Here is a 12,687-nt window from a genome sequence, read left to right as displayed (position 1 = left end):
CGCCCTGCCTTCTGTCGCCTGAAAATTGCCGGCTAGGGAGAAAGTGATCTTGTCCATTGCGCCATCCGCGCTGCCGATCGGCTTGCGCGCGATCGAGAAACGATTTGGCTCCGTATCGGTCCTGCGCGACCTGAACCTCAATGTCGCGGCGGGCGAATTCCTGACGCTGCTTGGCCCTTCCGGATCCGGAAAGACGACGCTGCTGATGATTCTGGCCGGTTTCATCAGGGCCAATGCCGGTTCCATCAAGGTGGGCGACGACGAGATCATCACCACGCCGCCGCACAAGCGCAACATCGGCATGGTGTTCCAGAACTATGCGCTGTTCCCGCATATGAATGTCTTCCACAACATCGCCTTTCCGCTGAAGCAGCGTGGCGTGGCGACGGCCGAGACGGCGCAGCGTGTCGAAAAGGCGCTGGAGCTGGTGAAGCTGCAGGGCCTGGGCGACCGGGCGGTCGACCAGCTCTCCGGCGGCCAGCGGCAGCGCGTGGCGCTGGCGCGCGCCATCATCTTCGAGCCGCGCATCGTGCTGATGGACGAACCCCTGTCGGCGCTCGACAAGGGCCTGCGCGAGCATATGCAGATCGAACTGCGCGCACTGCACCGGCGGCTTGGCATGACGACGGTCTATGTCACGCACGACCAGCGCGAAGCCATCACCATGTCGGACCGCATTGCTGTGATGAACGCCGGCCGCATCGAACAGCTCGACCGGCCCGAAACGCTATACGCCGCGCCCAGGACGCAATTCGTCGCCGGCTTCATCGGCGAATCGAATTTCATGCCCGTCGAATGCCGCGACGGGGCGGTCTGGTGCGAGGACAGACGTATCCACACAGCAATGCCGGCCCCGGCCTCGGGCCGGCACCTGATGGTGGTGCGGCCCGAAAAGCTGCGGTTGGTCACCACAACGGAGCCGTCGAACGGGATCAACGTCTTCGATGCCACGGTCGCCGACATCATCTACCAGGGCGACAGCTTCGTCTGCTACGCGGTGCTGCGCGATGGGCGCCAGCTGACGTTGCGCGACTATTGCCGCGGTGATGTGCTGGCGCGGCTGCCGGCGCCCGGCCAGCCGATCCGCCTCGGCCTCGATGCGCAGGACACGATCCTGGTGGCGGCCGAAGAATGAGCGCGCAATCCGCCCTCATCGAGGGGACTGCCGGCGGCGTCGGCGGGGACCTGAACGCGCGGGCATTGCGCGCCGACGCGCGGCGCGAGTCGCTGCGGCTGCTGGCGCTGCTGTCGCCCAGTCTCTTCCTCGTCTGCGCCATCATCATCGTGCCGATCGGCTGGCTGTTCTGGCTGTCGCTGTTCGACGAGACCGGCGCCTTGAGCGCCGCCAATTATGCGCGCTTCTTCGAGCAGGCTTCGTACATCAAAACCTTTGCCACCACCTTCAAGGTCGCGTTCATCGTTACCGGGGCCTGCGTGCTGCTTGGCTATCCGCTGGCCTACATGCTGTCGCAACTGCCGCGCCGGGCGGCGTCGATCTGCCTGATCTTCGTCATCCTGCCGTTCTGGACATCGGTGCTGGTGCGCACCTATGCCTGGCTGGTGATCCTGCAGCGCAAGGGCCTGATCAACAGCTGGCTGATCGACCTCGGCGTCATCAGCCAGCCGCTGTCGCTCGCCAACAACCTGTCGGGCGTCGTCGTCGGCATGACGCACATCCTCTTGCCCTTCCTCGTCCTGCCGCTCTACGCCTCGATGAAGACCATCGACACCGACTGCCTGCGCGCCGGCATGAACCTCGGCGCCGGCCCCGTCGCGACCTTCCGGCAGATCTTCTTTCCGTTGTCGCTGCCCGGCCTCGCCTCCGGTGTGGTCATCGTCTTCGTGCTGTGTCTCGGCTTCTTCGTTACCCCGGCGCTGATGGGCGGCGGCAAGGTGGTCATGTGGGCGATGCGCATGGAACAGACCACCAGCCTCTATTCCAACTGGGGCGCGGGTGCCGCGCTCGGCGTGGTGCTGCTGGTCGTCACGCTGGCGCTGCTCGGCCTGTTCCAGTGGCTGCTCGGCGCGCGCGCCACCGGCGTGTGGAGTTCGCGATGAACGGGAGCCTGCCGATTTCGCACTGGCAACGCCTGTGGCTTTATGCGCTGGGCGGCCTTGTGCTTTTGTTCCTGATCGCGCCGTCGGTGATCATCGTCATCATGTCGCTCTCGGATTCGACGCTGCTGCAGTTTCCGCCGCAGCAATGGTCGCTGCGCTGGTACCAGACTTATTTCCAGTCACTGGAATGGCGCGACGCCACGATCGTCTCGGTGAAGGTGGCGCTCATGACCGTTCTGGTGGCGACGCCGCTCGGCACCGCGGCCGCCTATGCCGTCAACCGGGGCACGCTGCGCTTCAACGGCACAATCAACGGGCTGCTCACGGCGTCGCTGATCATCCCGGTGATCCTGATCGGCATCGGCACCTTCTTCCTCTATGCCCGCATCGGGCTCAACAACACGCTGACCGGCCTGGTCATCGCGCACACGGTGCAAGCCTTGCCGCTCGTGGTGCTGACCGTGCTATCCGGACTGCGGTCCTACGACATGAACCAGGAGCGGGTGGCGCGCAGCCTGGGCGCCGGGCGCATCGCGGCGTTCTGGCAGGTGACCATGCCGCAGATCCGCTTCTCGATCGTCTCGGGCGCGCTGTTCGCCTTCATCACCTCCTTCGACGAGGTGGTGGTTTCGCTGTTCATTTCGGGCGGCGAGACGACGACGTTGACGCGCCGCATGTTCAATGCGCTGCGTGACCAGATCGACCCGACGATCGCCGCCATCTCCACCTGCCTGATCGTGCTGTCGGTCGTGCTTTTGGCAATCGCGCAGATCTTCGGCCGCCGTCCTTGATTTCATCGGACCAATTCGCTTCAAGTGACCAGGGGATATCCAGACAACAATGCGTGATTTCCAGTTTCCCGGCCGCTCGCCGGTTCGTGCCACCGAGGCCATGGCCGCCACCTCGCACCCGCTGGCGACGCTGGCTGCCATCGATATGCTGCGCGCCGGCGGCAACGCCATGGACGCGGCGGTCTGCGCGGCCGCCGTGCAAGGGGTGGTCGAGCCGCAATCGACCGGCATCGGCGGCGACTGTTTCGTGCTCTACTGTCCGGCTGGACAAGGCAATGTGCTGGCCTTCAACGGCTCCGGCCGCGCGCCGGCGGGCGCGACCGTCGACTGGTATCTGGCGCAGGGTTTTGCCGAGCTGCCGAAACAGGGGCCGCATGCGGTGACCGTGCCGGGCGCCATCGACGCCTGGTGTCGGCTGCTGGAGGACCATGGCCGCAAGGGCCTCGCCGAGGTGCTGGCGCCGGCCATCCACTATGCCGAGAACGGCTATGTCGTGCACGATCGCGTCGCCTTCGACTGGGCCGAGCCGGAGACCGACCTGTCGGCGGACGAACATGCGTCGCGCATCTTCCTGCCGGGCGGCAAGGCGCCGGAGGCCGGCGATGTCCATCGCCAGCCGGAGCTTGCCGCCACCTTGCGGGTGATCGCCAAGCACGGCCGCGCCGGATTCTACGAGGGCGTCGTCGCCGACGACATGGTGCGCCGGCTCAATGAACTGGGCGGGCTTCATTCGCATGAGGATTTCGCTACGACCAGAGGGGACTACGTGGCGCCGGTCAGCACCTCCTATGGCGGCTATGATATCCACCAGATGCCGCCGAACAACCAGGGGCTGACGGCGCTTTTGATGCTGAACGTGCTGTCAGGGTTCAAGCTTGGCGGGCTCGATCCCAATGGCGTCGAACGCCTGCACCTGGAGATCGAGGCCGGGCGGCTGGCCTACCGCGACCGCGACACCTTTCTGGGCGACCAGGATCATGTCCCGGTGCCGGTGAGAGAGCTTCTGTCCAGCGCCTATGCCGACCGGCTCCGCGCCGAGATCGACCGCGACCGCGCCATGACGCATCTGCCGCGCGTCGACCTGCCCGGCAGCGACACGGTCTATATCTCGATCGTCGACCGCGACCGCAACGCGGTCTCCTTCATCAACTCGACCTATTATTCGTTCGGCAGCGGCGTCGTCGGCCCGAAGACCGGCGTGGTGCTGCAGAACCGTGGCTCGAGCTTCCGCCTCGACCCGGCGCACCCCAACGCGATCGCGCCCGGCAAGCGGCCGATGCACACGATCATGCCTGGCATGGCGACCCGGAACGGCCGCGTGGTGATGCCGTTCGGCGTGATGGGCGGCGGCTACCAGCCGTTCGGGCATGTCCATCTTTTGACCAACATAATCGACTTCGGCATGGACCCGCAGCAGGCGGTGGATGCACCACGGGTGTTCTACAATGACGGCGTTGTGGAGGCCGAGCGCAGCGTGCCCACCGAGGCGGTTGCGGGCCTTCGCCGGCGCGGCCATGAGGTCACGGAGCCGCCCCACCCGCTCGGCGGAGGCCAGGTGGTGCTGATCGACTGGGAGAAGGGAACGCTGACCGGGGCGTCGGATCCACGCAAGGACGGGTTGGCGCTGGGTTATTGAGGGGATGAGCAAGCAGGTGGCAGTGCGGAAATTGCCAAGTGCTCAATTCAAGTTTGGCCTTCCTTTTCAGGCGCTGGTGCTGCCCCTCACCTGCCTGCCGGCATCCTCTCCCCGTATAGTGACGGGGAGAGGGGGCTCCGCTCCCTCAGCGCTTTCGCGGCAACGCTGGCAGTTGGCGAAGCCATCGGCGACTGCGTCTTTCTCCCCATCACTATACGGGGAGAAATGCCCGGCAGGGCAATGAGGGGCGGCGCTAACCTCCGCTGAACTTTCACGAGCTTTGAAACATAGCCGGTGACCATGACCCAAACCCACACAGACCTCACCCACCGCCTCGTTGCCGGCACCGATGATGCGCCGGCCATCCTGGCGCCCGAGAGCGCAACGCTCACCCATGGCAAGCTGCGCGCGCTGATCGCGGCCACGGCCAGCCGGCTGCACGCGCTTGGCATCGGCCGGGGCGACCGGGTGGCGATCGTGCTGCCGAACGGGCCGGAGATGGCAACCGCCTTCGTCGCCGTGGCGGCCGCCGCCTCGACGGCGCCGCTCAATCCCGCCTATCGGGCGGACGAACTCGATTTCTACCTCACCGACATCGGCGCCAAGGCGATCCTTGTCGCGGAGACCGAGGCCGGCCCGGCCGTGGCGGTGGCCGAACGCCTCGGCATCGGCGTGCTGCGGCTTGTCGTGCCGCCGGACGCCCCTGCCGGCAGCTTCACCATCGAAGGCGCGTCGGTCGGCCCGCAGGCGGCGTCCGACATGGCTGGGGATGACGACGTCGCGCTTCTGCTGCACACGTCGGGCACGACCTCGCGGCCCAAGCTGGTGCCGCTCAGCCACGCCAACATCGCGGCGTCCGCCTCCCATATCGGCGCGACGCTCGGCCTGACGGCCAGTGACCGCTGCCTCAACATCATGCCGCTGTTCCATATCCATGGCCTGATCGCGGCGGTGCTGTCGTCGCTGGCCTCGGGCGGCAGCATCTACTGCACGCCGGGCTTCAACGCGTTGCGCTTCTTCCAGTGGCTGGGCGACGCCAAGCCGAGCTGGTACACGGCGGTGCCGACCATGCATCAGGCGATCCTGCCGCGCGCGGCCCGCAATGAAGAGGTGCTGGCGGCTGCGCGGCTGCGCTTCATCCGCTCGTCCTCGGCATCGCTGCCGGCGCAGGTGATGGCCGAACTGGAAAGGACCTTCGGCTGCCCGGTGATCGAATCCTACGGGATGACCGAGGCCGCGCACCAGATGGCCTCCAACCGGCTGCCGCCGGGCCTGCGCAAGCCGGGCAGTGTCGGCGCATCGGCCGGACCCGACGTGGCGGTGATGGCGCCGGACGGGCGGCTGCTCGAAGCCGGCGAGACCGGCGAGATCGTCATTCGCGGGCCCAATGTCACTGGCGGCTACGAGAAGAACCCGGATGCCAATGCGACGGCTTTCGCGCATGGCTGGTTCCACACCGGCGACCAGGGCGTGCTCGACGCGGACGGCTATCTCCGGGTCACCGGCCGGCTGAAGGAGATCATCAATCGCGGCGGCGAAAAGATCTCGCCGCTCGAGGTCGACGACGTGCTGATGGACCATCCGGCGGTGGCGCAAGTGGTCACCTTCGCCATGCCGCACGACAAGCTCGGCGAGGAGGTGGCGGCGGCAGTGGTGCTGCGCGAAGGCATGAGCGCCACTGAAAGCGATATCCGCAGCCATGCGGCGATGCGGCTCGCCGACTTCAAGGTGCCGCGCAAGGTGCTGATCCTGGACGAGATCCCCAAGGGCGCGACCGGCAAGCTACAGCGCATCGGCCTTGCCGCCAAACTCGGGCTTTGACGATGAAGATCACCATTTTCGGCGCCGGCGCGATCGGCGGCTATCTCGCCGCCAAACTGGCGATCGCCGGCCGCACCGATCTGTCGATCGTGGCGCGCGGCGCCCATCTCGAAGCGATCGAGGCAGACGGCCTGCGCCTGATTGAGGACGGAAAGGAGACGGTCGCGCGCGTCCGTGCCGCCGCCAAGGCCGGGGAGCTCGGCGTCCAGGACATCGTGGTGCTGGCGCTGAAGGCCCACTCGCTCACCCCGGCGCTGGACCAGATAGCGCCGCTGCTCGGTCCGGACACCGCGGTCGTCACCATGCAGAACGGCGTGCCGTGGTGGTACTTTCACAAGGTCGGCGGGCCGCTCGAAGGCACCAGGCTCAACGCAGTCGATCCGGGCGGCGCGATCTGGCAGCGGATCGGGCCTGAGCGCGTCATCGGCTCGGTGGTCTACCCCGCCGTCGAGGTCGATGCGCCCGGCCTCATCCGGCATGTCGAGGGCAAGCGCTTCTCGCTCGGCGAACCCTCCGGCGAGCGCAGCGAGCGGGTGACGGCATTGGCGCAGGAAATGGTCAAGGCCGGGCTGCAGGCGCCGGTGCGCGACGACATACGCTCGGAGATCTGGGTGAAGCTGTGGGGCAACCTCTCCTTCAACCCGATCTCGGCGTTGACCGGCAGCACGCTTGCCGCGATCGTCGCCGACGAAGGCACCCGCCAGCTTGCCCGCACCATGATGCTGGAAGCCCAGGCGATCGGGGAAAGCCTCGGCGTGCGCTTCGCCATAGACGTCGACCGCCGCATCAAGGGCGCCGGCGACGTCGGCGAGCACAAGACCTCGATGCTGCAGGACCTGGAACGCGGCCGGCCGATGGAGATCGACGCGCTGGTGGGAGCCGTGCAGGAGCTTGGGCGACTGACGGGCAAGCCGACGCCGGCCATCGATGGGGTGCTGGGGTTGGTGAAGAGGCTGGCGGTGGAGCGGGGGTGTTATGGGTGAGAGCAATTATTTAAGCCAGAAGCAACGGGCTGCACCGACAATGCGTTGCTAGTCCAAGAGACGAAAAAGGAACGCACGAATCGGCTTGAGCCAAGGGGATTCCGGCTTGCAGGCAGGGTATTTGTCTGACATAATTTCCTATTCTCCGAGTTTTGCACTCTGGCGATTGGGCGTGAGGATGGCTAAGGACTCTTCGAATGCCGCTTCTTCGGCAAATAAAGCGGACGCAAATCTGATAGGTAATCCAGCCGAAAACGGGCTGAATTTCATGGCGGCCCAGGTTCGCGAGAGCGGGGTCTCCGGCGAGGCTGTAGGTGTCGACAAGATACGTGATCTGCTGTTCGGCAACCAGATGCAGGACTATGACCGCCGCTTTTCCAAGCTTGAAGAACGGTTCTTGCAGCGCTTCAAGGATGTCGAATCCGAGGCCAAGCGCAATCTTGAGATGTACGAGTCAAATGCAAAGAAGCAGGTCGATTCACTTGCGGGGCAATTGCGCAACGAAAAAGACGCACGAGCCGATGCCGACAAGGAGATTGACCGGAATCTTCGCGAACAAAATCAGGCACTTGAAAAGCAGGTGCGCTCGTTGTCGGATCAATTGAGCGAGCTTGAGCGCGAAGTTTCGGATCGGATAAATCGAAGCGACCATTCGCTGCGTGAGGAAATCAAGCAGAAGAATGAAAGCGTTCAGATGCTAATGGAGAAATTCTTTTCCGATCTCAGCAACGTCAAGACCGACCGAAATCTTTTGGCTGGCCTGTTTATCGAGGTTGCGAAGTGTCTGAATCAGGATCCCATCGGCAGCAAGGGCAACTCGGAACGCAGCTGGAAAGTGAGTTGATCGGAACTTGAGGTCGACCGTCGACCCAATCAACCCTTCTGAAAGAGCCGCTGCGAACGATACCGAGATTGATCGCGAGGCTCTGGCTCGGCTTTTGGTCGAAATTGCCCGGAACGTTGATCCGGACCACGGTGCGCTTTTCGACGGAATTCCAACCGCCGATCATCGCATGGAAACGCTTCGCCAGCTGCTGGTCGGCCGCGAAATTTCGGAGCTTTCACGAGTTGCGCACCTGCTTGACGAACCTGAGCAGCTTGCGGCAGCAGTGGGGAGCGTTCTCCCCGATGCAGCCGCACGTGCGTCTCATGCGCAACTCGGCGAGGCATTTGTGCCGGTTGTCGAGAGGGCTGCGCAAAGGTCCATCCAGAAGAACCCGCGCACGCTGACGGATATACTGTACCCGGTGTTTCTGCCCGCTATTCGCAAGTCGATCGGCGAAAAGATCGACCAGACCTTTCAGTCGCTGAATGAATCTTTAAGACATATATTCACCTGGCATGGGCTTAAGTGGAGATTTGAAGCTTGGAGAACGGGTGCAAGCTTCTCGGAAGTTGTTCTTAATCATTCTCTTGTCTATCGTGTAGAACACGTCTTTCTCATCAGCCGCAGTTCCGGGCTTTTGATTGCACATGTAACTGCCGAAAATGCTACGAGCGAGGATCCTCAGCTCATTTCTTCGATGCTCAGCGCAATTCAGGATTTTGTAAGCGACTCATTTAAGGAGAAAGAACAGAGCGGCCTGGACACTATCCGTTTTGGGGAGCTTCGTCTCTGGTCGGAGGTTGGACCATTTGCGACACTGGTTTCGGTGATCAGGGGCAATCCGCCGGAAGAACTCCACGAAATAATTCGCGACGTATTGCTCCGCATCCATGATGAATACTCACAGGCTTTGGAGCAGTTCGACGGCGACAGTTCGCAACTGGCCAGCGTAGAGACGCAGTTGCAAACCTGTGTTGAACTGAAGCACGAGGAATCAAACGAGGGATTTCCGTGGCTGGTGGTGGCCGCAGTCCTGCTGGTTTTGATTCCGACGGGCATTTGGTTCTTTCTTTCCTGGCAATCCGGGCAGCGCTGGCAGGCCTATTTATCGCGACTGGAGACCCAGCCTGGCATCATCGTTGCCGAACAAACGTTGCGCGATGGCCAATTCTATATTGCCGGCCTGAGAGACCCGCTTGCCGCCGACCCGCAGTCGCTGCTGTCGGGAACGCAGGTCGATCCCGCCCGCGTTCATGCGAACTGGCAATTCTATCAGAGCCTTGCGCCGGAGTTCGTGTTGAAGCGGCTGACGGCATCGCTGGCTCCGCCGGATTCGGTGCGACTTTCGGTCGTCAAGGATCGCATCGTTGCCGAGGGCGAGGCTGACGCCACGTGGATCAGCCGGGCGCAGGCCGCCGCCCAGCAGCTTTCTGCAGGCGGACCGGTATTCGATATCTCCAAGGTTCGTGATGTGAGCCCCGAAGCACGCGCGGCAGAGCACTGGCAGGCCTATGTGTCGCGACTGGGGACCCAGCCGGGCATCATCGTTGCCGAACAAAAGATCCGCGATGGCCAATTCTATATTGCCGGCCTGCGAGACCCGCTTGCCGCCGACCCGCAGTCGCTGCTGTCGGGAACGCAGGTCGATCCCGGCAGGGTCCATTCGCAGTGGCATTTCTATCAAAGCCTTGAACCGGAGTTCGTGTTGAAGCGGCTGACGGCGTCGCTGTACCCGCTGAAATCGGTTCGGCTTTCGATCGTCGACAATCGCATCGTTGCCGAGGGTGAGGCTCCCGACACCTGGATAGATCGGGCGCGCGCCGCGGCCCGACAGCTTTCGGCAGGCGGACCGGAATTCGACATCTCCAAGGTTCGTGATGTGAGCCCCGAAGCACGCGAGGCGGAGCACTGGCAGTATTATGTGTCGCGACTCGAGGCCCAACCGGGAATCATCGTCGCCCAACAAACGGAGAGGGGAGGCCAATTCTACATTTCCGGCCTGAGAGACCCGCTTGCCGCCGACCCGAAAGCTCTGCTGTCCGGAACGCAGGTTGATCCCGCCCGCGTTCATTCCCAGTGGCAATTCTTTCAGAGCCTTGATCCAAAGTTCGTGGTTAAGCGGCTAACGGCGTCGCTGTCCCCGCCGAAATCGGTTCAGCTTTCGATCATCCAAGGTCGCATCCTGGTCGTGGGCGAGGCTCCTGCCGGGTGGATCAGCCGGGCACGGGCCGCCGCCGAACAACTTTCGGCGGATGGAGTGGTTCTGGACGTCTCGCAGCTGCACGAGCTGAACCTTGCAGAACTTAATCATTTGAGAGAGGCCATCCAGACGACCGATATTTTCTTCTCTTCCGGTAGAGTTGTCCCGGGTCCGGAGCAGTCGCCGGTGCTCGACAGATTGGCTGATCAATTGAAGGAATTCGCCGAAAATGCCCGCAAGGCAGGCGTGACAGCGCGGTTCATGTTGACCGGCCATTCAGACACAACGGGCCGTGAGACGGCCAACGCGTCGATCAGTGCCGCCCGCGCCGAGACAGTTCGCGCGCTTCTCAACAAGCGCGGCGTCGCTCCGGAACTGCTGCTGGTTCGGGGCGCCGGCACCTTTGAGCCAGCGGTGCCCGAAAATGAAAATAGTCGAACTGGGAACTCCACCAATCGCCGGGTTTCGGTTACGGTAAACCTGGAGTAGTCGGAGCCCGGGATGCTGCAAAAAAAGATATGCATGTTGGGCGGGTTTGCTGTCGGCAAGACGAGCCTGGTGCGCAGGTTCGTCCAAAGCATCTTCTCGGAAAACTACCTGACCACGGTTGGCGTGAAAATCGACAAGAAGAGTGTCGCGTTTCCGGATAAAACCGTGGATCTGATTTTGTGGGATCTGGCCGGCGAAGACGATATCGGCTCATTCCGCGTCAGCTATGTGCGAGGAGCGACCGGGCTCGTGCTCGTCGTCGATGGAACCCGGCCCGCTACTCTGGCCGTGGCGCTCACGCTGCGCGAGCGGGTCGAGGCCGAATTCGGCGCTATGCCGTTCGTATTGCTGTTCAACAAATCCGATCTCGCCGATCGATGGGCGATACCGGATGGTGAGATCGACGAACTGAGGCAGCTTGGATGGCAAATCTATCTGACAAGTGCGCTTTCGGGTGCATATGTCGAAGATGCGTTTCGCCAGCTTGCCTCGATGGTCGCCAAATAGATCATGCATGGATTGCCAAGAGAAGTCAGAAGCTGGATTTTCAATTTCTTCTACAATGAGCACGCTGTCGCATATCTGAAAATTGACGCCCAGCTTTGCATAGCTGCGAAGGGCGGCAACGTTAAACATTACGGACTCTCATCGCTTCGCACTGGCAAGCCTGTTGCCGACCAGCTTGACTTCATGGAAGGTTTGCTGCCTTGCCCGGAACTTCCATATCATATGGCCATGGTGGAACTGCCCAACGGGCGTGTCGCGGATCTTCATCTTTTTGCTGCTGACAATGCCTGCGTGTGGCTGCTCTTTCTTGACGCCACTGCCGAACGCGACAACAGGCAGCGACTTCAACAGAAGGCTTATGAAATGACGCTCCTGCAAGAGAGGGAGCGTCAACTCAACGAGAAACTGCAATCGACGAACGAGGCATTGAGGGAGAGCCAGGAGGGATTGTCGCGTGAATACCAGCGCGCCGAAACCCTTCTCCTCAACATTCTTCCGGCGTCGATCGCGCAGCGGTTGAAGGCGCACGAACAAATTGCGGACAATCATGCAGACGTGAGTGTGCTTTTCGCCGACATCGTCGGTTTCACGGAAAGAGCGCTGAGCGTTGGGGCCGTGACGACGCTCGCGATCTTGAATTACTTCTTCAAGGCGGCGGATCTGCTCTCAGAAGAATACGGCTGCGAAAAGATCAAGACAATCGGCGACTGTGTGATGGTGGTGGCCGGCCTGCCCGTCGCGCGGTCCGATCATGCAGAAGCCCTTGCGCACTATGCAGTTGAACTGCGGGAGGTGGGTAGGCGCGAACGCTTCGCGGGAGAACCGCTGAGACTGAGAATTGGAATCCACTCAGGCCCAATCGTGGCGGGCGTCATAGGCAACAGGCGCTTTGCCTATGACCTGTGGGGCGACACCGTCAATCTCGCCGCACGTATTCAAAAGTCCGCGGAGCCCGATGAGATACGTATTTCGGATGCAACTCACAAACTGCTTGGACCAAATTTTGCTCGCGACCCACTCGGGGAAACGGAATTGCGTGGTACAGGTCCTGTGCGAATGTGGCGGCTCCGGGCCTGATTTGCCGCTTGGCAGTGCCGACCCTGAAGCGCATTGCATCTCAAGCTAGTCAAACATCATCGTGTCGAATGTCCGCAGAGGTGCGAGAAGCAGTCGACCACCGAGCGACCGCCAAAAGGTCCGTCCTGGGTCACTCAGGACATCGGTCCTGAGATTTAGCGTCCGCTATCATTCTTCCCCGCACCACAAGCGGACCTACTGCTTCCGGCCCCGATCAAGACGTTCCTACACCGGGCAAAGCGCGTGCGATCCGGTCAACCGCGTCCAGTCGCTCTGGAGCCGATCACCCCTTCCCCGCC

10 protein-coding genes are annotated in these 12,687 nt (G+C 62.6%); all 10 read left to right on the top strand.

What is annotated here, in order from left to right; all coding sequences use genetic code 11:
• Nucleotides 1-49 precede the first annotated feature (49 nt).
• The 10 genes from FJ548_RS24590 (at nt 50) to FJ548_RS24540 (ending at nt 12,388) form a co-directional block, all read left to right on the top strand.
• A complete protein-coding gene (locus FJ548_RS24590) occupies nt 50-1,135 on the top strand; it encodes an ABC transporter ATP-binding protein (RefSeq protein WP_140779192.1) in 1,086 nt (361 codons plus the stop codon).
• A complete protein-coding gene (locus FJ548_RS24585) occupies nt 1,132-2,058 on the top strand; it encodes an ABC transporter permease (protein ID WP_140693914.1) in 927 nt (308 codons plus the stop codon). Before FJ548_RS24590 ends, FJ548_RS24585 begins: the two co-directional genes overlap by 4 nt.
• Complete coding sequence (locus FJ548_RS24580; RefSeq protein ID WP_140779191.1) at nt 2,055-2,849, top strand: ABC transporter permease; 795 nt, start codon at nt 2,055-2,057, stop codon at nt 2,847-2,849. Before FJ548_RS24585 ends, FJ548_RS24580 begins: the two co-directional genes overlap by 4 nt.
• A gap of 49 nt (nt 2,850-2,898) precedes the next feature.
• A complete protein-coding gene (gene ggt, locus FJ548_RS24575) occupies nt 2,899-4,485 on the top strand; it encodes a gamma-glutamyltransferase (RefSeq protein WP_140779190.1) in 1,587 nt (528 codons plus the stop codon).
• Between the two features lie 300 nt (nt 4,486-4,785).
• A complete protein-coding gene (locus tag FJ548_RS24565; protein ID WP_181168896.1) occupies nt 4,786-6,306 on the top strand; it encodes an acyl--CoA ligase in 1,521 nt (506 codons plus the stop codon).
• 2 nt (nt 6,307-6,308) lie between these two features.
• Nucleotides 6,309-7,289 (top strand): 2-dehydropantoate 2-reductase, encoded by a 981-nt coding sequence (locus FJ548_RS24560; protein ID WP_140609828.1) that lies wholly within the window; start codon nt 6,309-6,311, stop codon nt 7,287-7,289.
• 178 nt (nt 7,290-7,467) lie between these two features.
• On the top strand, nt 7,468-8,133 hold the full coding sequence (locus FJ548_RS24555; RefSeq protein ID WP_140609827.1) for a hypothetical protein: 666 nt from the start codon (nt 7,468-7,470) through the stop codon (nt 8,131-8,133).
• A 7-nt stretch (nt 8,134-8,140) separates the two neighbouring features.
• Nucleotides 8,141-10,804 (top strand): OmpA family protein, encoded by a 2,664-nt coding sequence (locus tag FJ548_RS24550; protein ID WP_140779189.1) that lies wholly within the window; start codon nt 8,141-8,143, stop codon nt 10,802-10,804.
• Nucleotides 10,805-10,816: 12 nt separating this feature from the next.
• Nucleotides 10,817-11,311, top strand: coding sequence for a Rab family GTPase (locus tag FJ548_RS24545; RefSeq protein WP_140700113.1), 495 nt, complete (start codon nt 10,817-10,819; stop codon nt 11,309-11,311).
• A gap of 3 nt (nt 11,312-11,314) precedes the next feature.
• Nucleotides 11,315-12,388, top strand: coding sequence for an adenylate/guanylate cyclase domain-containing protein (locus tag FJ548_RS24540; protein ID WP_140700110.1), 1,074 nt, complete (start codon nt 11,315-11,317; stop codon nt 12,386-12,388).
• Nucleotides 12,389-12,687: the final 299 nt, after the last annotated feature.

It is taken from the genome of Mesorhizobium sp. B2-4-17 (assembly GCF_006441275.1).
In the GTDB taxonomy this organism is placed as follows: domain Bacteria; phylum Pseudomonadota; class Alphaproteobacteria; order Rhizobiales; family Rhizobiaceae; genus Mesorhizobium.
Note: the sequence above shows the minus strand (reverse complement) of the source record. Positions and strands in the feature narration are given on the sequence as shown.

Excerpts from the sequence above, each read along its gene's own strand:
- FJ548_RS24560 (WP_140609828.1), top strand. The coding sequence starts at position 6,309 with ATGAAGATCACCATTTTCGGCGCCGGCGCGATCGGCGGCTATCTCGCC.
- FJ548_RS24580 (WP_140779191.1), top strand. The coding sequence starts at position 2,055 with ATGAACGGGAGCCTGCCGATTTCGCACTGGCAACGCCTGTGGCTTTAT.
- FJ548_RS24545 (WP_140700113.1), top strand. The coding sequence starts at position 10,817 with ATGCTGCAAAAAAAGATATGCATGTTGGGCGGGTTTGCTGTCGGCAAG.
- FJ548_RS24565 (WP_181168896.1), top strand. The coding sequence starts at position 4,786 with ATGACCCAAACCCACACAGACCTCACCCACCGCCTCGTTGCCGGCACC.
- ggt (WP_140779190.1), top strand. The coding sequence starts at position 2,899 with ATGCGTGATTTCCAGTTTCCCGGCCGCTCGCCGGTTCGTGCCACCGAG.
- FJ548_RS24555 (WP_140609827.1), top strand. The coding sequence starts at position 7,468 with ATGGCTAAGGACTCTTCGAATGCCGCTTCTTCGGCAAATAAAGCGGAC.
- FJ548_RS24585 (WP_140693914.1), top strand. The coding sequence starts at position 1,132 with ATGAGCGCGCAATCCGCCCTCATCGAGGGGACTGCCGGCGGCGTCGGC.
- FJ548_RS24540 (WP_140700110.1), top strand. The coding sequence starts at position 11,315 with ATGCATGGATTGCCAAGAGAAGTCAGAAGCTGGATTTTCAATTTCTTC.